We start from the raw sequence: 21944 nt of genomic DNA, 5'->3' as shown, positions 1-21944 counted from the left end.
TGCCGGGTGCGGCGGGTCTTTTCGTCAGCTTGCGGGGCTCACTTGCCCTTGAGCTCGGCCAGCTTGCCGGTGGCGAAGTCATAAAGCTCCTGTGCGGGCAAACCGCGCGCGCTCATGTCCTCGACCCAAGCCTCGGCTGCGGGTCCGGCAACTGCATCTTCAAAAGCGGCCAGCGCATCCGCGTCATAGCTGATCCGCTCGATGCCGCGCTCGTCCAACGCCGGACCCCAGGCTTCCATCGTGTTGTTGGTGTAGAAATCCACGTAGTAATCCAGCGCCTCGTCGATCGAGCTCATCAGCGCCTCGCGATGCGCATCGGGCAATGCCTCAAGCGCGTCGGTATTGGCGACCACCGGGCAATTCACCGTGCCGGGATTGAGGTTGGTCGTCCACCACTTGGCATTCTCGATGGTGCCGAAGGCCATGTGCGCATGCGGCGCAAAGGCGGCGGCGGAAATCACGCCGCTATCCAAGGCCTGGCGCACTTCGGTCGCCGACATCGAGGTCGGCACCGCGTCGACGGCCTCCATCGCCTCGCCGATACCGCCGGTCGCGCGCACGCTCAGACCTGCGAAATCATCAAGCGTGCGGGGCGCGTCGCCAAGACCCACGAGGTTGTATTGCGGCATCGGCGAAGGCATCAGCAGCGTGGCATTCCAGCGCGCCAGATCTTCCTTGACGGCAGGATGCTCATAAAGCGCCATCGACAGCTCGCGTTCCTGCTCCAGCGTTTCGACACCCAGGAACGGCAGTTCCAATACGGTGATCGAGGGGTTCTTGTCGCGGTGATATCCGGCACAGAACTGCGCCATCTCGAAAGCGCCGATGCTGATCCCGTCCAGGTTCTCGCGGTTGTTGGACAGGCCGCCATAGCTGATGTTGAGGGTGAATTCACCGTTGGTCTTTTCGGCCACAAGCTCGGCCAGCTTTTCGGTGTTTTCGGTGAACGCGCGGCGCTTGCCCCAAAGCGAAACGTTCCATTCCGTCGCCATCGCCTCGGTGGCGAAAGCAAGGCTGATCGCGGCCACGGCCACACGGCCAAGAATCTTCTGCATGGTCTCTCCTCCCAAAATACATGCGGATATGATGCGGGAAGTATCGGGAAAACCGCTCCATTCGCCAAGGAAGAAAACCGCGTGCCCAACTGTGCTCAGCCTGCGGATTTCCGCAGGCTAAAGCAGCGCCTCCTTGTCGAGCGCCAGTTTCACGATCTTTTCGTTGAGCGTGCGCCGCCCGATACCCAGCGCTTCGGCCACCGCGTCCATGCGCCCCTCATGGGCCTTGATCGCCTTGCCGATCAGTTCGCGCTCAAAGGCTGCGACCGCTTCGCGCAGGGTGTCGGGCACATCATCCTGCAAGGGGTCGGTGCGCAGCGCCTGCGCGACCGAGCCACCGCCACGGCGCGCCGCCAGCACCCGGCGTTCGGCGACATTGCGCAGCTCACGCACATTGCCCGGCCAGTCATGCGCCATCAGCGCGGCAATGTCGTCCTGGCCAAGCGGCGGCGGGGCGGCCTCGTGGACGCGGCCAAGCTCCTCGGTGAAATGGGTCAGCAGCAGGACCAGATCGTCGCGGCGCTGGCGCAGGGTGGGCAAGTTCAGCATCATGGTGTTGATGCGAAACAGCAGATCCTGACGCAGCCGCCCTTCGGCGACAGCCTGTTCCGGGTCCTCGTTGGTGGCCGATACCACCCGGAAAGCCACCGGAACCGGCGCGCTGCCATCGCCGGGCAGAATCTGCTTGTCCTCGATGACGCGCAGCAGCTTGGCCTGCACCTCCAGCGGGCATGAACAGACCTCGTCAAGAAACAGCGTGCCGCCATCCACCGACAAGAGCCGCCCGCCCTGTCCGTCCATGCCGCCAAACATCTCGGCGGCGAAACTCTCGGGCGAAAGCGCCGCGCAATTGAGCGCCAGGAACGGCCCGTCGCTATGCTCGGACAGATCGTGAAGCGCGCGCGCGACCAACTCCTTGCCGGTGCCGGTTTCCCCCGCGATCAGGACCGGGGCGTCGCTCTCGGCAAGGTCCAGGATATCCTCGCGCAGCGCGCGGATCTCGGCGGCCTCGCCCAGGAGCACACGGTCAAGCCCCGACAACCGCAGCAGCCGCGCCTTGAGGCGCTCGTTGCTTTGCCTCATGTGGTGCTGGTCGGCTGCGTGGCGCAGAATCGTCAGCAAGCGGCGCGGCTCATAGGGCTTTTCGACGAAACTGTAGGCGCCATCCTGCATCGCCTTCACCGCCATCGGAATATCGCCATGCGCCGAAATCAGCACCAGGGGCGGCGATATGCCCGGCACAAGGCCCGCCAGCAGATCGAGCCCCGACATCCCGGGCATCCGCACATCCGACAAGATCACGTCAGGCTGGAACGCGCCCAGGCGGTCAGCCACCCGTTCGGCGCGCGCCACCGCCTCGACCCGCCAGCCATCGGCCTCCATCAGCTCGACAAGGGACTCGCGCATGGACCTGTCGTCATCGACCAGAAGAATACTGCGTGTCTGAGCCCGGTTCATTCAGCGGCTTCCTCTTCCTCGGCATGGGCCAGCGGGATCTCCACCCGGAACACGGCGCCGCCCGCCTGCGCATTGCGCGCCGTGATCCGGCCGTGATGTTCCTTGACGATATTACCCGAAATCGCAAGGCCCAGCCCCATCCCGCGCCCGCTTTCGCGCGTTGTAAAGAACGGCTCCTGCAAATCCGACAGCGTCGCATCGCCAAGCCCGTGACCGCTGTCCCGCAGCTCGAACCACCCGGTTCGCGCGGCCATGCCGATCCTGACCAGAAGGCGGCGTTCGTTGCTGTCGTCCAGCGCGTCCATCGCGTTGCGCAACAGGTTCGTCATCACCTGTTCCAGCCGCAGCTGATCGCCGCGCACCACAACAGGTTCGTCCGGCGCCTCCAGCGTCACCTCGGCCTCGACCTGCTGGATATTCGGCTCGATCAGTTCCAGCGCGGCCTGCATCGCCTGACGCAGATCGACTTCCCGGAACCCCTCGTTATCGGTGCGGGCGAAGAACTTGAGCTGCCGCGTAATGCCCTCCATCCGGTCGACCAGCGCCGATATCCGCGGCGCGACCTTTTGCGAGATGCCGTTGCTCATCTCTGCGGCCGCCAAGTGGTTGCGGATCGCCGCCAACGGCTGCCCCAGTTCATGCGTCACCGAGGCCGCCAGCTGGCCCAGCGCCGCCAGGCGGCTGGCGCGCTCCAGCTCGCCCTGAGTGCGCTTGAGCTGGCGTTCTGCCAGCTTGCGCTCTTCGATCTCGACGGCAAGCCGTTCGTTGGCCTGCCGCAGCTGCGCCTCTTCCGCGACCGAGCGTTGCAGCGCCGCGCCGATCCGGTTCGTGCGGCGCAATTGCGAGAAGATCAGCACCAGCGCCGCCAGGATTGGCACCACCGCCGCAACCAGCAGGCTGCGCGCCACGGCCCGGTCATCGCTGGCGAAGTAATGCAGCTCCCAGCCATGCGGCAAATCGTTCGCGGTCAGGTGAATCCGCGGCACACCGCCAATCTGCGCCCGCGCCCCTTCAAGCGGGGTCCAGTCCAGCGGTTCCAGTGGCTGGCCGGGGAACTGTCGCGACCGGCGGATCGCCTGCTGCTGGTCCGGCGACAGCGCGCGCAATGCGCGATATCGCCACTCGGGCGTCGATGACAGCAACACCACCCCGGCCCGGTTGGCCAGGAACACCTGTTCGCCCGCCTCGCTCCAGCTGGCTTCCAGCTTGGACAGATCGAGCTTGATCGCCACCACCCCGATCACCGCGCCCGCGCCATCGCGCACCGCGTCGGCGATGAAATAGCCCGGCAGCCCGGTGGTCGCGCCGATCCCGTAGAAACGGCCCTGCTGCCCGGCAATGGCATCGAGGTAATAGGGCCGGAACGAATAGTCCTGCCCGACGAAACTGCCCGGCTGGCCGCTGTTGGAAGCCGCAATCGTCAGCCCGTCGCGCCGCATCAGATAGATCGCATCCAGCCCCGATTGGCGTGCGAAGGCGGCGAAACGGCGGTTCAGCCCCTCGGTGCCCGCGCCTTGGGCGGTCTCGATCACGAAAGGATCGCGCGCCAGCACATAGGTCAGGTGCGAGAACCGCTCCAGTTCGGCCAGAACGGTGCTGCGAAACAGCGACAGGCGGCCTTGGGCCTTGGTCCGCTCTTCGGATTGGAAATAGCTGAGCGACACCCAGAAAATGGATGTCGTCACCACGGCCACGGCCAGAAGGGCAAGAAGGGCATGCAAGCGGCGCATATCCATCGATTGTCGCTCTTGCCCATGATTGCAAGGGTTTTTGTGTGCTCCGCCCGCCAGCCCCCTCAAAAGCGAAAGGCCCCGCTGTTACGACAGCGGGGCCTTTCCATCAGTTGCGCTAAGCGCCTGGTTCAGTCGTCGCGGCTCTCGGGCGTGTCGACAAAGGTGTCGAACGCGTCGCCCCCGATCACATCGTCCTCGACCGGCGCTGCCAGCGCGGCGGCGGCTTCGGCCTCCTCGCGGCGGGCTTCGATCACGACATTGTCGCGGCTCTGGGCAATGTGGCGCACCTTCTGGGTCGCACCACCGGTGCCCGCCGGAATGAGGCGGCCCACGATGACGTTCTCCTTGAGGCCCACCAGCTTGTCGACCTTGCCCTGAACCGACGCTTCGGTCAGCACGCGAGTCGTTTCCTGGAAGGAGGCCGCCGAGATGAACGAGCGCGTCTGCAGCGAGGCCTTGGTGATGCCCAGAAGGATCGGCTCGCCGCTGGCGGCGCGGCCGCCCTTGGCGATCGCCTTCTCGTTGGCCGCGGCCAGTTCCGCCTTGTCCACATGCTCGCCCTTGAGCAGGGTGGTATCCCCGCTTTCAAGGATCTCCCATTTCTGGAGCATCTGGCGCACCACGACTTCGATGTGCTTGTCGTTGATCTTCACGCCCTGAAGACGATAGACCTCCTGCACCTCGTTGATCATGTAATCGGCCAGCGCCTCGACACCCATGATCGAAAGGATGTCATGCGGCGCGGGGTTGCCGTCCATGATGTAGTCGCCCTTCTGGACATAGTCGCCTTCCTGGACGGGAATATGCTTGCCCTTGGGCACCATGTATTCCACCGGCTCCATCGACTCGTCGGCAGGCTCGATCGTGATGCGGCGCTTGTTCTTGTAGTCGCGCCCGTAACGGACATAGCCGTCGATTTCGGCGATGATCGCGTGATCCTTGGGACGGCGAGCCTCGAACAGTTCGGCCACCCGCGGCAGACCGCCGGTGATGTCCTTGGTCTTGGCGCCCTCGCGCGGAATCCGCGCGACAACGTCGCCGGCCTGGATCGGCTCGCCTTCCTCGATCGACAGGATCGCATCGACCGACATCGGATAGGTCACCGGGTTGCCCGCATCATTGCGGACCGGCTCGCCATCCTCGCCCACGATCAGGATCTCGGGCTTGAGCTCGTTGCCCCGCGGGGCAGCGCGCCAGTCCGAAACGATCTTCTGGGTCATGCCCGTCGCGTCGTCGGTCACGTCACGCAGCGACACGCCGGTCGTCAGGTCGACGAATTTCGTCGTGCCCGCCTTCTCGGCCAGGATCGGCAGCGTATACGGATCCCACTCGAACAGCTTGTCGCCACGGCTGATCTTGTCGCCGTCCTTGACGAACAGCTTGGTGCCGTAGCCGATCTTGTGGCTTGCCAGTTCGACATCGTTGTCGCCCATGATCCGCAGCTTCATGTTGCGGCCCATGACCAGCGTCTCGCCCGAAGAATTCTCCAGGGTCTGCGCATTGTCGAACACGATCGTGCCCGACTGGCTGGCTTCGAGGAAGGACTGCTGACCACCCTGCGCAACGCCACCGATGTGGAAGGTCCGCATCGTCAGCTGCGTGCCGGGTTCACCGATCGACTGCGCCGCGATGATGCCCACGGCCTCGCCGGTGTTGACCATCGTGCCGCGTGCCAGGTCGCGGCCATAGCACATGGCGCAGACGCCATCCTCGGCCTCGCAGGTCAGCGGGCTGCGGATTCGCGCGGTCTGCACGGCCGCCACCTCGATCGCGTCCGCGGTGCGTTCGTCGATCAGCTGACCTTCCTTGACGATCACCTCTTCGGTCGCCGGGTTCAGGATGTCCTCGGCCGCGACACGGCCCAGCACACGCTCACCCAGCGATGCCACCACCTCGCCGTCATTGACGGCGGCTTCGGCGGTAATCGCGCGGTCGGTGCCGCAATCATGCTCGCGCACGATGCAGTCCTGCGCCACGTCCACCAGGCGGCGGGTCAGGTAACCCGAGTTGGCGGTCTTCAGGGCGGTGTCCGAAAGACCCTTACGGGCGCCGTGGGTGGAGTTGAAGTACTCCAGCACGGTCAGACCTTCCTTGAAGTTCGAGATGATCGGCGTTTCGATGATGTCGCCGTTCGGCTTGGCCATCAGGCCGCGCATCCCGCCGAGCTGTTTCATCTGCGTGACCGAGCCCCGCGCGCCCGAATGGGCCATCATGTACACGCTGTTGGGCTCCATCACCGCGCCGTTCTCGTCGCGGATCTCGGCCGAGATGGTGTTCATCATCGCCTCGGTCACCTGGTCGTTGCATTTCGACCAGGCATCGACCACCTTGTTGTATTTCTCGCCCTGGGTGATCAGGCCGTCCATGTATTGCTGTTCGAACCCTTTCACCTGGTCGCGGGTCTCTTCGACGATGGTCCACTTGTCTTGCGGGATCACCATGTCGTCCTTGCCAAAGCTGATGCCGGCGCGGAACGCCTCCTTGAAGCCCATCGACATGATCTGGTCGCAGAAGATGACCGATTCCTTCTGGCCGCAATAGCGGTAGACGGTGTCGATCGTCTGCTGCACTTCCTTCTTGCGCAGGAGCTTGTTGACCAGGCTGAACGGCGCCTTAGCGTTGAGCGGCAGCAGCGCCCCGATCCGCACCCGGCCGGGCGTGGTCTCGACGCGTTGCATCACCTCGTTGCCTTCCTCGTCGATCTGCAGGACGCGCGCTGTAATCTTGGCGTGCATGTGCACTTCGCCTGCATCCAGCGCGTGCTGCACCTCGTCGATCGAGGAAAAGGACATGCCTTCGCCCTTCATGCCTTCACGCATGATCGAGGTGTAATAGAGACCCAGAACCATGTCCTGCGAAGGCACGATGATCGGCGCGCCGTTGGCGGGCGACAGAACGTTGTTCGTGGACATCATCAGGACCCGCGCTTCCAGCTGTGCCTCAAGGCTCAGCGGGACGTGCACGGCCATCTGGTCGCCGTCGAAGTCGGCGTTGAACGCCGAACAGACCAGCGGGTGAAGCTGAATGGCCTTGCCTTCGATCAGCATCGGCTCGAACGCCTGGATACCCAGACGGTGCAGGGTCGGCGCGCGGTTCAGCAGCACGGGGTGTTCGCGGATCACCTCGTCCAGGATGTCCCAGACTTCGGGGCGTTCCTTTTCCACCAGCTTCTTGGCCTGCTTCACGGTCGAGGACATGCCCTTGGCTTCAAGGCGCGAATAGATGAACGGCTTGAACAGCTCCAGCGCCATCTTCTTGGGCAGGCCGCATTGATGCAGCTTCAGTTCCGGGCCGGTCACGATGACCGAACGGCCCGAGAAATCGACCCGCTTGCCCAGAAGGTTCTGGCGGAAGCGGCCCTGCTTGCCTTTCAGCATGTCCGAAAGCGATTTCAGCGGGCGCTTGTTGGCACCGGTGATGACGCGGCCGCGGCGGCCGTTGTCGAACAGCGCATCGACCGATTCCTGCAACATCCGCTTCTCGTTACGCACGATGATATCGGGCGCGCGCAGCTCGATCAGGCGCTTCAAGCGGTTGTTCCGGTTGATCACGCGGCGGTAGAGGTCGTTCAGGTCCGACGTGGCGAAGCGGCCACCATCCAGCGGCACCAGCGGGCGCAGCTCGGGCGGGATGACCGGGATCACCGTCATCACCATCCATTCCGGACGGTTGCCGGATTCGACGAAGCTCTCGACGACCTTCAGGCGCTTGATGATCTTCTTGGGCTTCAGTTCGCCAGTGGCCTCGGCCAGGTCAGCGCGCAGCTGCTCGGCCTCGGCTTCAAGGTCGATGTTCTGCAGCATCTCGCGGATCGCCTCGGCGCCGATATTGGCGGTGAAGGCATCCATGCCATAGGCGTCCTGCGCGTCCATGAACTCTTCTTCGGTCAGCATCTGACCATAGCTCAGGTCCGTGAGACCCGGCTCGATCACCACGTAGTTCTCGAAATAGAGAACCCGCTCGAGGTCGCGCAGGGTCATGTCCAGCATCAGGCCGATGCGCGAGGGCAGCGACTTGAGGAACCAGATATGCGCACAGGGCGCGGCCAGTTCGATATGGCCCATGCGCTCGCGGCGCACCTTCTGGAGCGTGACCTCGACGCCGCATTTCTCGCACACGACGCCGCGGTATTTCATCCGCTTGTATTTGCCGCACAGGCATTCGTAATCCTTGATCGGACCGAAGATGCGCGCGCAGAACAAGCCGTCACGTTCGGGCTTGAACGTGCGGTAGTTGATCGTCTCGGGCTTCTTGATCTCGCCATAGGACCAGCTCAGGATACGCTCCGGGCTGGCCAGGCTGACCTTGATTTCGTCGAACACCTTTGCGGGGGCGTTCGGGTTGAACGGGTTGTTCATAAGTTCCTGGTTCATGTTCAAATCCTTGAAGGCTGGCAGAGGGGATGGGGACGGCGGGGGGACCCGCCGTTATTCCTCGTCCTCCTCTGCATCCAGGAGTTCCATGTTGAGGCCGAGGCCGCGGACTTCCTTCACCAGAACGTTGAAGCTTTCGGGCACGCCGGCCTCGAAATTGTCCTCGCCCTTGACGATCGACTCATAGACCTTGGTCCGGCCCGCCACATCGTCCGACTTGACGGTCAGCATTTCCTGAAGCGTATAGGCCGCGCCATAGGCTTCGAGCGCCCAGACTTCCATCTCGCCGAAACGCTGGCCGCCGAACTGCGCCTTGCCGCCCAGAGGCTGCTGCGTCACCAGGCTGTAAGGCCCGGTCGAACGCGCGTGGATCTTGTCGTCCACCAGGTGGTGCAGCTTCATCAGGTACTTGACGCCCACGGTGACCGGGCGGCTGAACTGCTCGCCCGTGCGTCCGTCGAAAAGGACCGACTGGCCCGACTCGTCGAACCCGGCGCGGCGGAGCGCGTCGTTGACATCCGCCTCCTTGGCGCCGTCAAAGACCGGCGTCGCGATCGGCACACCGCCGGTCACGTTGCCTGCGGCTTCGACCAGTTGGCCTTCGTCCATGTCGACGATGCCCTCTTCATAGACATCGTCGCCATAGGCCAGTTTCATCGCCTCGCGCACCGGCGTCAGGTCGCCCGAGCGGCGGTATTCCTGAAGCGCCTCGTCGATCTGGATACCAAGGCCGCGCGCGGCCCAGCCCATATGGGTCTCGAGGATCTGACCGACGTTCATACGCGAAGGCACACCCAGCGGGTTGAGACAGAAATCGACCGGCGTGCCGTCCTGAAGGAACGGCATGTCCTCGATCGGGACCACCTTGGAGATCACGCCCTTGTTGCCGTGACGCCCGGCCATCTTGTCGCCCGGCTGAAGCTTGCGCTTCACCGCGATGAAGACCTTGACCATCTTCATCACGCCCGGCGGCAGGTCGTCGCCGCGGCGAACCTTCTCGACCTTGTCCTCGAAACGGGCTTCCAGGGTGCGTTTCTGCGCTTCGTATTGCTCGTTCAGCGCTTCGACGATCTGGGCATCCTTTTCGTCCTTGAGCGCAAGCTGCCACCACTGGCCCTTGGTCAGCGTGTCCAGCAGCTCTTCGGTGATATCCGAATTGGCCTTGACGCCCTTGGGGCCTTTCACGGCGACCTTGCCCAGGATCAGGGACTTGAGGCGCGCATAGATGTTGCGGTCGAGAATTCCCAGCTCGTCATCACGGTCACGGGCCAGACGCTCGACTTCCTCGCGTTCGATCTGCAAGGCGCGCTCGTCCTTTTCCACACCGTGACGGTTGAAGACGCGAACCTCCACGACGGTGCCGTAATCGCCCGGCTTGACGCGCAGCGAGGTGTCGCGCACGTCGCTGGCCTTTTCGCCGAAGATGGCGCGCAGCAGCTTTTCTTCCGGGGTCATCGGGCTTTCGCCCTTGGGGGTGATCTTGCCCACCAGAATATCGCCCGGCTCCACATCGGCGCCGATATAGACGATGCCCGCCTCGTCGAGGTTGCGCAACGCTTCCTCGCCGACATTGGGGATGTCGCGGGTGATCTCTTCCGGCCCCAGCTTGGTGTCGCGCGCGGCCACTTCGAATTCCTCGATATGGACGCTGGTGAACACGTCATCCTGCGCGATCCGCTCCGAGATAAGGATCGAGTCTTCGAAGTTGTAGCCGTTCCAGGGCATGAAGGCCGTGATGACGTTCTTGCCCAGCGCCAGTTCGCCCATATCCGTGGACGGACCGTCGGCGATCACCTCGCCCTTCTGGACGGTGTCGCCCACCTTCACCAGCGGACGCTGGTTGATGCAGGTGTTCTGGTTCGAGCGCTGGAACTTGCGCATCCGGTAGATATCCACGCCCGGATCGCCGATCTCGAGATCCTCGGTGGCGCGCACGACGATACGTGCGGCGTCGACCTGGTCGATCACACCGGCGCGGCGCGCCATGATCGACGCGCCCGAATCGCGGGCAACGACGCCCTCGATCCCGGTGCCGACCAGCGGCGCCTCCGAACGCAGCGTCGGCACGGCCTGACGTTGCATGTTGGAACCCATCAACGCGCGGTTGGCGTCGTCATTTTCCAGGAACGGAATGAGCGAGGCCGCAACCGAGACCAGCTGCTTGGGGCTCACGTCGATCAGGTCGACGCTTTCGTTGGGCGCCAGCATGTATTCGCCCGACTGCCGGGTCGACACGAGGTCATTCACGAAGCGGGCATCATCGTCCAGCTTGGCGTTGGCCTGCGCCACGGTGTGACGCATTTCCTCGGTGGCGGACATATAGACCACCTCGTCGGTGACCTTGCCGTTATCCACCTTGCGGTAGGGCGTTTCGATGAAGCCGTATTTGTTGACCCGCGCAAAGGTGGCGAGGCTGTTGATCAGACCGATGTTCGGGCCTTCCGGCGTTTCGATCGGGCACATCCGGCCATAGTGGGTCGGATGCACGTCGCGCACCTCGAAGCCCGCGCGTTCACGCGTCAGACCACCCGGCCCGAGCGCCGACAGGCGCCGCTTGTGGGTGACTTCCGACAGCGGGTTCGTCTGGTCCATGAACTGGCTGAGCTGCGACGAGCCGAAGAACTCGCGCACCGCGGCCGCTGCGGGCTTGGCGTTGATCAGGTCCTGCGGCATCACCGTGTCGATCTCGACACTGCTCATGCGCTCCTTGATGGCACGCTCCATGCGCAGCAGACCGACGCGATACTGGTTTTCCATCAGTTCGCCGACCGAGCGCACCCGGCGGTTGCCGAGATGGTCGATATCGTCGATATCGCCCTTGCCGTCACGCAGCTCGACCAGCGCCTTGATGCAGGCGACGATGTCCTCTCGGTCCAGCGTGCGTTGGGTGTCGGGCTTCTCGAGCGCGAGGCGCATGTTCATCTTGACCCGGCCCACGGCGCTCAGGTCGTAGCGCTCGGAGTCGAAGAACAGCGTCTGGAACAGCGCCGAGGCGGCCTCTTCCGTGGGCGGTTCGCCCGGACGCATGACGCGATAGATGTCCATCAGCGCGGTTTCGCGGTTGCGGTTCTTGTCCATCGCCATGGTGTTGCGGATGTAGGGACCGACATTGATGTTGTCGATGTCCAGAACCGGAATGTCGGTGATACCCGCGTCGATCAGTTCCTTAACGGTGCCGCCGATGATATCGCCGTCCTTGTCACGCTCCAGCGTCAGCTCGTCACCGGCCTCGACATAGATCGCACCGGTTTCCTCGTTGATGATGTCGCGGGCGACGAACTTGCCGACGATCTGCTCAAACGGCAGCAGCAATTCGCTGACCTTGCCCTCGTCGATCAGTTGCTTGACGGCGCGCGGCGTGACCTTCTTGCCCGCTTCGCCGATCACTTCGCCGGTCTTGGCGTCGACCAGGTCATAGGTCGGGCGCGTGCCGCGCACACGCTCGGGGAAGAACTTGGTGACCCAGCCCTTGTTCTTCTTCAGCTTGTAGTCGACCGTATCGTAATAGGCATCCATGATGCCTTCCTGATCCAGGCCCAGCGCATAAAGCAGCGTGGTCACCGGCAGCTTGCGGCGACGGTCGATACGGGCGAACACGATGTCCTTGGCGTCGAACTCGAAATCCAGCCACGACCCGCGATAGGGAATGATACGGCAAGCAAACAGCAGCTTGCCCGAGCTGTGGGTCTTGCCCTTGTCATGGTCGAAGAACACGCCGGGGCTGCGGTGCATCTGGCTGACGATCACGCGCTCGGTGCCGTTCACGACGAAGGTGCCGTTCGGGGTCATGAGCGGCATGTCCCCCATGAACACGTCCTGCTCCTTGATGTCCTTCACCGATTTGGCGCCGGTATCCTCGTCCACATCGAACACGATCAGGCGCAGCGTGACCTTCAGCGGGGCGCTGTAGGTCATGTCGCGCTGCATGCACTCCTCGACATCGTATTTCGGGCGTTCCAGATCGTAATTGACGAATTCCAGCACGCTGGTTTCGTTGAAATCCTTGATCGGAAAAACCGACTGGAAGACACCCTTGATGCCTTCACCGTCCAGCGGATCGGGCTGATCGCCCGATTTCAGGAACAGGTCATACGAGGATTTCTGAACCTCGATGAGGTTCGGCATGTCAAGAACTTCGCGGATTTTGCCGAAGTATTTGCGCAAACGTTTCTGGCCAAGGAAGGTCTGAGCCATGTGTCTGGTCACCTTTCGTTTCTCACCGGCCGCACCTGCTGTCGGGCTCCAGCAGCACGGCCTTTCGAGATGGCGGGTGCGATCCATTCCCGGCCTCTGTCCCACCAGAGGCCTCCCGATCGCTAGAACCTCGCCTTAGAAAAACCCTGCATCCTCAGGGCCTTGCTAAGATAGGTTCGGCTGGGCCCGGAATTCCGGACCCAGCCACATGTTTTCAACCGGGCTCAGCCCGGAACGCCGATTACTTGAGTTCGATCTCGGCGCCAGCTTCTTCGAGCTTCGTCTTCAGCTCTTCGGCTTCGTCCTTCGAAACGCCTTCCTTGACGGCCTTGCCACCGGCTTCGACCAGGTCTTTGGCTTCTTTCAGGCCCAGACCGGTGATCGCGCGGACTTCCTTGATCACGTTGATCTTGGAGGCGCCTGCCGATTTCAGGATGACGTCGAATTCGGTCTGCTCTTCGGCTTCTGCACCGCCAGCGTCGCCAGCCGGGCCAGCCATCATCACAGCGCCGCCAGCGGCGGGCTCGATGCCGTATTCGTCTTTCAGGATGGTTTTCAGTTCTTGTGCTTCGAGAAGCGTCAGTCCAACGATCTCTTCAGCAAGTTTTTTCAGATCAGCCATTGTTCAGCTCTTTCCATTTAAGATGTGTTCCAACGTCGGGCCTGGACCCATACGCGGATATTCCAGTTGCCTTGCTTACGCGGCTTCGGCCTTCTCTTCGATGGTCGAAAGGATGCTCGCGATGTTCGAAGCAGGTGCGCCAATTGCACCGGCGATGTTCGAAGCGGGTGCGCCCAGCATACCGGCGATCTGAGCAAGAAGCTCTTCGCGCGAAGGCATGTCGGACACGGCTTTGACACCGGCACGGTCCAGAGCGTCCGTTCCCATTGCGCCGCCCAGGATCTCGAATTTCGAGTGGTCCTTGGCGAAACCCTCTGCCACCTTGGCGGCGGACACAGGGTCTTCGGAATAGGTCAGAACGGTCATACCCGAAAGGAAGCCAGCAATGCTTTCGCACGGCTTGCCCTCAAGGGCGATCTTGGCGAGCCTGTTCTTGGCGACGCGAACGGATGCCTCGGCCGCGCGGGCGCGCGCTCGAAGATCCTGCATCTCGGCAACTGTCAGACCCGCGTAGTGGGCTACCACTACGACGCCAGAGCTTTCGAAGATCTGGCCGAGTTCCTCGACCACTTTCTCTTTCTGGGCTCTATCCACAGTTTCACTCCAGTTTGGGGGGTTTCCCCCCGGCTCAGTTTTGGCGGGTTACCCCGCCGTTCGGGTCCAAAGTCAGGGTCCCGAGCCAAAGATCACCCGAAGGCAACGGCCTTCGCTGAATCTCATCTCGTTCCCCATCTCAGGAAGGAATTATAGGGCGTTCGCCCAACCCTCCATCTCGGACAGGACGGTGCCGGAAAACGGCCCCGCCATTCGCCCCGGCCCCGAAGGGCCGGTGCAAATTCTCATCTCATTCCGCCGCGGCGTTGTTCACGTCGACGCTCACGCCCGGCCCCATTGTCGAGGTCAGCGAGATCTTCTTCATGTAGGTGCCCTTTGCACCGGCCGGCTTGGCCTTGGACACGGCGGCCACGAAGGCGCGCACGTTCTCGACCAGCTTGCCTTCATCAAAGGACGCCTTGCCGACACCGGCGTGAACCACACCGGCTTTCTCGGCCTTGAACTGCACTTCGCCGCCCTTGGCGTTCTTGACCGCCTCGGCCACGTCCATGGTGACCGTGCCGACCTTGGGGTTCGGCATCAGGTTGCGCGGGCCAAGAACCTTGCCCAGGCGACCGACGATCGGCATCATGTCCGGCGTGGCGATGCAGCGATCGAAATCGATCTTGCCGCTCTGCACGGTTTCCATCAGATCCTCGGCACCGACGATGTCGGCCCCTGCGGCCTCGGCTTCTTCGGCCTTGGCGCCACGGGCGAACACGGCGACGCGCACGTCCTTGCCGGTGCCGTTGGGCAGGCCGACGACGCCGCGGACCATCTGGTCGGCGTGGCGCGGATCGACACCCAGGTTCATCGAGATCTCGATGGTCTCGTCGAACTTGGCCTTGGCGTTGGCCTTGATCAGGGCCACGGCCTCTTCGACGCTCAATTCTTCCTTGCCGGCGAATGCTTCACGGGCGGCGCGGATACGTTTTCCAAGCTTTGCCATCTTACTTCACCTCGATGCCCATTGAGCGCGCGCTGCCGAGGATGATCTTCATCGCGGCTTCGATATCGTTCGCGTTCAGGTCTTTCCACTTCGCTTCCGCGATCTCGCGCACCTGCTTGGTGCTGACGCTGCCCGCGGTGTCGCGGCCCGGCGTCTTGCCGCCGGATTTCAGCTTGGCGGCCTTTTTCAGGTAATAGGACGCCGGCGGCGTCTTGATGTCCATTTCAAAGGACTTGTCCTGATAATAGGTGATCAGCGTCGGGCACGGGGCACCGGGCTCCATGTCCTGCGTCTTGGCGTTGAACGCCTTGCAGAATTCCATGATGTTGATGCCGCGCTGACCCAGCGCCGGACCCACAGGGGGGGACGGGTTCGCCTGACCTGCGGGCACTTGCAGCTTCATCTTGCCTGCGAGTTTCTTGGCCATCTGGCCTCTCCTTCTTTCCAACTCCCCTCCGGGCGCGCCCTTCGGGGTCTCAGTCGTGTGGTCCGGTCCGGATGCCGCGGCACCCTCGCCTCCCACGGTTCACACGTCAGGCCTGCTTGGTGACCTGCGTGAATTCCAGTTCCACCGGGGTTTCCCGGCCAAAGATCGACACCGTCACCTTGAGGCGCTGGTTGTCTTCGTCCACTTCCTCGACCATGCCGTCGAAATCCTCGAACGGGCCGTCGTTGACCTTGACCTTCTCGCCCACCTCGAAATGGATGAGGGTGCGCGGCGAATCCTCGCCCTCCTGGACGCGGTTCAGGATCGTGTTCACCTCGGCATCGCGCATCGGCATCGGGCGGCCCTGCGGGCCAAGAAAGCCAGTCACGCGGTTGATCGAGTTGATCAGGTGATAGCCCTTGTCCGACATCTCCATATGCACCAGCACATAACCCGGCATGAAGCGGCGCTCTGCCGTCACCTTCTTGCCGCGACGCACCTCGATCACCTCTTCGGTGGGCACCAGAACCTCGTCGATATCCTCTTCGAGATTCTGCTCGGCTACGGATTGTCTGATCTGCTCGGCGATTTTCTTCTCGAAATTCGAGAGAACACTGACCGAGTACCACCGCTTCGCCATATTAGAGATGCCCTTGTCGTTTGCCGGCCGCGACAGGCCGAAAGTCTTTCATTTCCGGGGCTTTCGCCCAAAGTCCCCGAAACAAAAATCGGCGCGCAACCTGATTCGCCGCGCGCCATGTCTCGGAGTGTGCAGCCAATTACCCGCGATCGCCCTTGGATTCAAGGGCCAGTGCGGGATTTTCTTGGTTTCAGCCGAACATCGACAGGATACCCTGCAAGCCACTGCGAATGCCCAGATCGACCAGCGCAAAGAATACGGCCGTCAGCGCCGCCATGATCAGGACCATCACCGTGGTCAGCAGCACCTCGCGGCGCGTCGGCCAGACCACCTTGGCCACCTCTGCGCGGACCTGCTGAATGAATTGGAGCGGATTGGTGCGTGCCATGGGCGCTGTTCTTCTCTCGTTTGATCGCTTGAACGGCGACATACGCGGCCATGCGCGCGAATTCAAGGCCCCTGACGCCCCCCGGCCCTGCGCCTCAACATTCGCGGTTGCGCGCGGCAAGCCTCTCGAACGGGTCGGGCGCATCATCGGGCAGGCCCGGTGCGTCACCTGAAAGGTCCGGCATTGCCAGACGCGCCGCCCATCTTTCGGGCAGCCGGTCCAGCACACGATCCCACCAGAGCGCAAACCCGTCGGCCCTGCGGCGCGCCCGCGCGGCCCGCGCAGGCCAGCGCCTCTCATAGCCCGACCAGATCCGCGCCGCGCCCGCCGCGGACCGCTCATGGCCCAGCGTCAGGTAACAGATCAGCCCGATCCAGAACGTCACCAGCACGATGAGCGGCAACAGGAGCGGCTTCCAGACCATCACCAGCGCAAGCGCCAGAAGCCAGACATGCTTCCTGCGCGGCATAAGGCGCCGACGCTGCGCGGCATTGTGCATCGGCGCGGCGGCCCCGGCCGGACTCGGCGCAGGTGCGGGCTCAGCCGGCGCCAGTGTCGGCAGCCGCTTGTGGCGCACCGGGCGCTCCCCTTCCTGCATGACCTTGCGGACCATGTCGCGCGCAGTATCGGGCGCATCGACGCCCGCAGCACGCGCGCCGGGCACGCCTTGCGCAGTCCGCGGCCGTTCATCGCCGCGATATGTCGGGTTTTCGCTCATGACAGCTCGCATTCAATTCCACGCCCCCACGCAGAAAAACGCCCCCGGCATCCCGACCGGCGGCATTCACGTCATCTCTAAGGCCGAACCGTGGCAGCAATGCGGCACGACTGCGGCGAATACGTGGCGCGCGCCCGAAGCGCTCACAGCAAGAAGGCCCATCCTTGCGGCGGACCGGTTGCGGCGGTTCTTCATGTCATGGAAGGTGGTTGGCAGGGGCAGCAGGGCTCGAACCCGCGACCTACGGTTTTGGAGACCGTCGCTCTACCAGCTGAGCTATACCCCTACGCCAAGCGCGGGATTACGCCATCGCTTGACGGGAATCAAGCCGCCTTGGCGCGTTTTTCCATCGCATCGGCCAATCTTCTTGCCCTGCTCCGGTTCAGGCCGCCGACCGGGCCGCATGGCGCGGGCTCTGCACGACGCCCTTGTCGAAAAGCTGCGCGATCTCGGTATCGCTCAGCCGCGCCACATCGCCCAGGATTTCCTCGGTATGCTGGCCCAGCGCCGGGGCCGGCTCGGGCCTGATGCGCGGTCGCGCAGAAAACGCCCCCGGATGCCCCGGCACCGGAAAACGCCCAAGCCCCGGCTGATCCAGCATCGAGAACATCGGGTTCGCCTCGCTCAGATCGGGATCTTCCCGCAGCGCCTGTTTCACGCTTCGGAAAACCGACCATGTCAGGCCGCGCGTCTCGAACTCCTCGGCGAAATCCTCGACCCGTCGCGCCGCGAACCAGGGGCGCAGGATCGCGGTGATCTCGTGGCGCAAATCCCAGCGCACGCCCTCGTCACGCAGATCGCGCCCGCTTTGCCGCGCCAGCGCCTCCATCGCCTCGCCGCTTCCGGTGGCCTTCACCAGCCCCGCCCATTGCCGACCTGTCAGCCCGATCACCATCACCCGGCGTCCGCAGGCACAGATGAAATCCTGGCCATATGCGCCATAAAGCGCATTGCCCGCCTTGGTGCGCTCGGGCCCGTTCACCACTGCATCGCCGATCATCCCCAGATGGCCGATCGTCGCCGCCGCCACGTCCTTCAGGGCAATCTCCACCTCCTGCCCCTCGCCGTGGCGCAGCCGGTGTCGCTCGGCAGCCAGGAGAGACGAGACCACCATGTTGCCCGCTATCAGATCCCAGGCCGGCAGCGCCGCGGCCACCGGTGCATCATGGCCCTCGGGGCCGGTCATGTCGGGAATGCCCAGCGCCGGGTTGACCGTGTAATCCACCTGCGGGCGGCCCTGCCTGTCACCCATCAGCGTGACCATGATCAGGTCGCGCCGGTGCTGGCTCAGCGTCTCGTGATCCATCCAGCCGCGCACCCGCAGATTGGTCAGAAACATTCCCGCATCCTTGCCCGAGGCGGTGATGATCCGCGTCACCAGCGCCTGCCCCTCGGGGCTGCGCATATCGACGGCGATGGATTTCTTGCCCTTGTTGAGCCCCGCCCAGAACAGGCTTTGCCCCGATGGCGCCAATGGCCAGCGCCCCGCATCGAGCCCGCCTTCGATCCGATCGAAGCGGATGACCTCGGCACCCATCTGCGCCAGCGTCATCCCCGCCAGCGGCACCGCCACAAAGGCCGATCCCTCGACCACGCGCATTCCGTTCAACATCCTGTTCATACCGTTTCCTCCCAGATGGCGGTGGCCTGCATGCCCTGGTGCCCCTGTTGCCCGCTGCAAAGGTTCAGCGCGCCGCTCTCATCCTCGTCGCCCATGATCTCGAGGGAGCGGCTTTCGCCGGGGCTCAGGAAAACCGGATGCACGGCGCGAAAATCGAAATGGCGCGGCGGGCGGCCCTTGTGGGCGCTCGCCGCCCGGATCAGCCAGCTTGCCTGGAGCGGGGCATGGACGACAAGGCCGGGGTAATGTTCGACACCCTGCGCATAGGGCAGGTCGTAATGAATGCGATGCGCATTGAAGGTCAGCGCCGAGTAGCGAAACAGCAGCGCCTCGCTCAAGGCGATCCGCTCATGCAGCGCCGGGGTTCGGGGCAGCGGACGGGTGGCAGGCGGGCGGAATCTGTCCGGAATGTCCAGATAGACGATATGCTGGCGCTCCTCGATCGCCAGCCCGCGCTCGCCGTGAATGCGGTGATCGACCGACACCATCACCATCGGCCCGGTCTTGCCCTCCTTCTCGGCGACCCGGCTGATAAAGGAATGCCGCGTCAGCCGCTCGCCCACCCGCAACGGCGCACCGAAGGTCAGACTGCCGCTGGCCCACATCCGCCGCTGAAGGCGCAACGGCGGCAGAAAGCCACCCGGCGCGGGATGCCCGTCGCGTGCCAGTTCCTCCTGCGGCACTGTCGGGTTGAACGCGCACCAGTGCCAGAGCGGCGCCATCGCCTCGCCCTCGCGCGGTGCCGCCGTGCCCGGCACACCAAGCGTGGCGTGGACCTGCGCCGCCTGGGCCTCGCTCAGAACACCATGATGACATTCCGCGCGCCCTTCCCATGCGCCAACATTGAGCTTGTCCATAAATGCCTCTCCCTTGAACCATCCAAGGGTGCGGGATTTCGGAAAAAAGTCAATATATCAATAACTTAGCTGAATACCATCGTATGCAGAGTACGATTTCGCAAGCGCAGAAACATACCGCTTGCCATTGTTTTGCATCGGGAATCCCGATGTTTTCCCGCGCGGTTCGGGGCGGCTCACCTGCCGGTTTCTGCATGTGAAAACCGGCCAGCGGGCGCCTTCCCCCTTGCGACCGATTGACCCGGTCGCACAGGAACCAGCCTCACAGGCCGGAAAGGAATGTCCTCCGAAAGCCAACGCGTTGCCGTCCGCCTGCAGCTGGCGACGTTGGCCCTCTTCGGCATCGAGCCATCACACAAGCACGCCCTCATGGCGCAACAAGAACGCCTTCACGGCAAGACCGCCCCCGAATCCGGTCAGTGATCCGCCCGCTCCGATCACGCGATGACAGGGCAGAATGATCGGAAGCGGATTGCTCCCGTTCGCCGCCCCGACAGCACGGCTCGCTTTCGGACGACCGACGCTGCGTGCGATCTCGCCATAGCTCCGCGTTTGCCCGAAGGGAATATCGGCCAGAGAGCGCCAGACACTGTTCTGGAACTCCGTGCCCGACAGGTGCAGAGCAAGCTCGAACCTGCGAAGGTCGCCCGCGAAATATGCGTCAAGCTGCCGCCGGACCTCTTGAAACGGCGCATCGTCGCGCCGCCATTCCGGGCGCGGACGGAACGCCTTGTGCCCGGTCGGAAAACTCAGAAAGTGCAGCGCCTCTTCCGTGCCTGCCACCAGAAGATCCCCGACCGGGCTTTCGACATGGGTGTAGCGCAATCCATTCATTGCCTTGGCCTTCGGATCGTCGAGGGTGACCGCCCGTAGAGTTTCAGGAAGGCGGAATTGAACCGCCGGACGCTGCCAAAGCCGGCCTTGAACGCGATCTCCGTGATCGACAGCGTGGTGTCGTCCAGAAGACGCTTTGCCCGTCCGATCCGCATGGTCTGGGCGGTCTGAAGCGGCGATGCGCCGACATGATCGGAAAAGAGGCGTGACAGGTGTCTCGCACCGACACCCAGACGATCGGCCAGCTCAGCCACCGAACCTGTATCCAGCGCACCATTCTCGATCAGCTTCAATGCCCGCTCTACTGTGGTCCGGGTGCCGTTCCACGCCGCGCAGAACGGTGCCGTTTCTGGCCGGCATCGAAGGCAAGGGCGATAGCCCGCCCGCTCGGCCGCGGCGGCGGTCGGGTAATAGCCGACATTCTCGGTATGCGGATGCTTCACCGGGCAGACCGGGCGGCAATAGATACCCGTCGTGCGGACAGCCGTGAAGAACTTTCCGTCGAATGCAGGATCGCGCCTCAACCGCGCCGCGTTGCATGTGTCAAAGTCGAGCATGAAGACAGTCTAGCCGCGCGCGAGACACGATACGAGGCCGCACGGATGATGAGGTCCGAAAGTGACCAGTCTCGGCGCGCACAAGCAAGCAGATACCGGCCATGCGCATGACGCTGCAGGACCGGGTGCAGCCCTTTCTCGTCCGTCACAGGCCGGGTTCAGAGATCGGACAATCCGCCGAAGATGTCCCCGAACGTGTCGCGGAGCGAGTAGATCAAAGTCGAAATCACGATCGCGCCGACAATGAGCATCACGACCCAGGCAAAAAGCTGGAAGCCCACCGCAAGCCCACCCAGCGTGACCCCGGAAAGCGCCACGCGCCTGCGTTCGTGACGGATGAACGCGGCGACGCCGAGGACGATGGCGAGCCCCGCCAGAAGGCCGACCCCGATCGAGAGATAGTCGTCGATATTGCGGGTGGCGGCCACCGGTTCGGGCTGTGGCTGACCTGCGACCGACCGGGCAGCGGATTTGGCGATCTCGGCTGCAAGTTCGCCCAGACCGACGCCCGCGCTTTGCTGCGGGGCGAAAGGGCCGGACCAGAAAATCACGATTGTCAGGATGAGCGCGGCCGCACCCGTGGCGAAACCGACCCAGCCGAGCGTGGCGCCGGGATCATCTGCGACTCGTACCATGGGCATACCTCCATCTGGATCGCGGCGGTATCTACAAGATCATTTGGCCACAATTATGGCGTGCCCGCGGCGCCTCACGCCCAGGCGGGCGCGGGGAATTGCGCGGCGCGCAAAGAAAAAGGGCGCCCCCGAAAGGGCGCCCCTGCAATCAGATATGCGCGTCGATCACTCGATGATCTTGGAGACGACGCCGGCGCCGACGGTGCGGCCGCCTTCGCGGATGGCGAAGCGCAGGCCGTCTTCCATGGCGATCGGCGCGATCAGCTCGACCTCGAAGGACACGTTGTCG

General features: G+C 63.6%; 18 protein-coding genes and 1 tRNA gene. All 19 read right to left on the bottom strand.

The genetic code is table 11. The features are described from left to right. Positions 1-38 precede the first annotated feature (38 nt). Positions 39-1055: a C4-dicarboxylate TRAP transporter substrate-binding protein gene (locus tag ROH8110_RS00095; RefSeq protein ID WP_085815776.1), complete on the bottom strand. Its 1017-nt coding sequence runs from the start codon at positions 1053-1055 to the stop codon at positions 39-41. Positions 1056-1172: 117 nt separating this feature from the next. After that, positions 1173-2513 (bottom strand): sigma-54-dependent transcriptional regulator, encoded by a 1341-nt coding sequence (locus ROH8110_RS00090; RefSeq protein ID WP_085815775.1) that lies wholly within the window; start codon positions 2511-2513, stop codon positions 1173-1175. Continuing rightward, entirely contained in the window at positions 2510-4249 is a 1740-nt protein-coding gene (locus tag ROH8110_RS00085) for a sensor histidine kinase (RefSeq protein ID WP_306372200.1), read from the bottom strand. Before ROH8110_RS00085 ends, ROH8110_RS00090 begins: the two co-directional genes overlap by 4 nt. A gap of 125 nt (positions 4250-4374) precedes the next feature. Beyond that, a complete protein-coding gene (rpoC, locus tag ROH8110_RS00080; RefSeq protein ID WP_085815774.1) occupies positions 4375-8619 on the bottom strand; it encodes a DNA-directed RNA polymerase subunit beta' in 4245 nt (1414 codons plus the stop codon). 54 nt (positions 8620-8673) lie between these two features. Further along, entirely contained in the window at positions 8674-12813 is a 4140-nt protein-coding gene (rpoB, locus tag ROH8110_RS00075) for a DNA-directed RNA polymerase subunit beta (RefSeq protein ID WP_085815773.1), read from the bottom strand. A gap of 241 nt (positions 12814-13054) precedes the next feature. Beyond that, a complete protein-coding gene (gene rplL / locus ROH8110_RS00070; protein WP_085815772.1) occupies positions 13055-13435 on the bottom strand; it encodes a 50S ribosomal protein L7/L12 in 381 nt (126 codons plus the stop codon). A 75-nt stretch (positions 13436-13510) separates the two neighbouring features. Next, positions 13511-14029 (bottom strand): 50S ribosomal protein L10, encoded by a 519-nt coding sequence (rplJ, locus tag ROH8110_RS00065; protein WP_085815771.1) that lies wholly within the window; start codon positions 14027-14029, stop codon positions 13511-13513. Positions 14030-14279: 250 nt separating this feature from the next. After that, on the bottom strand, positions 14280-14978 hold the full coding sequence (gene rplA, locus ROH8110_RS00060) for a 50S ribosomal protein L1 (protein ID WP_085815770.1): 699 nt from the start codon (positions 14976-14978) through the stop codon (positions 14280-14282). A 1-nt stretch (position 14979) separates the two neighbouring features. Continuing rightward, the gene (gene rplK, locus ROH8110_RS00055; RefSeq protein ID WP_085815769.1) at positions 14980-15405 is read right to left on the bottom strand and encodes a 50S ribosomal protein L11; all 426 of its coding nucleotides are present in this window, start codon (positions 15403-15405) and stop codon (positions 14980-14982) included. 106 nt (positions 15406-15511) lie between these two features. Beyond that, on the bottom strand, positions 15512-16045 hold the full coding sequence (gene nusG / locus ROH8110_RS00050) for a transcription termination/antitermination protein NusG (protein ID WP_085815768.1): 534 nt from the start codon (positions 16043-16045) through the stop codon (positions 15512-15514). A gap of 190 nt (positions 16046-16235) precedes the next feature. Next, positions 16236-16433, bottom strand: a complete 198-nt coding sequence (gene secE, locus ROH8110_RS00045) for a preprotein translocase subunit SecE (RefSeq protein WP_085815767.1) — start codon at positions 16431-16433, stop codon at positions 16236-16238. 94 nt (positions 16434-16527) lie between these two features. Continuing rightward, positions 16528-17151 carry a hypothetical protein gene (locus tag ROH8110_RS00040; RefSeq protein WP_085815766.1) on the bottom strand — a complete coding sequence of 208 codons (624 nt, stop codon included), beginning with the start codon at positions 17149-17151 and terminating at the stop codon, positions 16528-16530. Positions 17152-17361: 210 nt separating this feature from the next. Next, a tRNA-Trp gene (locus ROH8110_RS00035) sits at positions 17362-17437 on the bottom strand. A gap of 96 nt (positions 17438-17533) precedes the next feature. Next, on the bottom strand, positions 17534-18772 hold the full coding sequence (locus ROH8110_RS00030) for a CoA transferase (RefSeq protein WP_085815765.1): 1239 nt from the start codon (positions 18770-18772) through the stop codon (positions 17534-17536). Beyond that, on the bottom strand, positions 18769-19629 hold the full coding sequence (locus ROH8110_RS00025) for an HTD2 family dehydratase (RefSeq protein ID WP_085815764.1): 861 nt from the start codon (positions 19627-19629) through the stop codon (positions 18769-18771). The genes ROH8110_RS00030 and ROH8110_RS00025 overlap by 4 nt, the downstream gene beginning before the upstream one ends. Before the next feature lie 351 nt (positions 19630-19980). After that, complete coding sequence (locus tag ROH8110_RS00020) at positions 19981-20463, bottom strand: methylated-DNA--[protein]-cysteine S-methyltransferase (protein WP_085815763.1); 483 nt, start codon at positions 20461-20463, stop codon at positions 19981-19983. Continuing rightward, positions 20460-21020 (bottom strand): bifunctional transcriptional activator/DNA repair enzyme AdaA, encoded by a 561-nt coding sequence (locus ROH8110_RS00015; protein WP_085815762.1) that lies wholly within the window; start codon positions 21018-21020, stop codon positions 20460-20462. The genes ROH8110_RS00020 and ROH8110_RS00015 overlap by 4 nt, the downstream gene beginning before the upstream one ends. Before the next feature lie 158 nt (positions 21021-21178). Then, positions 21179-21655 (bottom strand): hypothetical protein, encoded by a 477-nt coding sequence (locus ROH8110_RS00010; RefSeq protein ID WP_139837355.1) that lies wholly within the window; start codon positions 21653-21655, stop codon positions 21179-21181. 165 nt (positions 21656-21820) lie between these two features. Continuing rightward, positions 21821-21944: EF-Tu C-terminal domain-related protein (locus ROH8110_RS00005; protein ID WP_503167789.1), on the bottom strand; the 124-nt coding region annotated here is incomplete at its 5' end.

The organism is Roseovarius halotolerans, assembly GCF_900172255.1.
Classification (GTDB): domain Bacteria; phylum Pseudomonadota; class Alphaproteobacteria; order Rhodobacterales; family Rhodobacteraceae; genus Roseovarius; species Roseovarius halotolerans.
The sequence above is the reverse complement of the archived record's forward strand: the minus strand, read 5'-3'. Positions and strand labels throughout refer to the sequence as shown.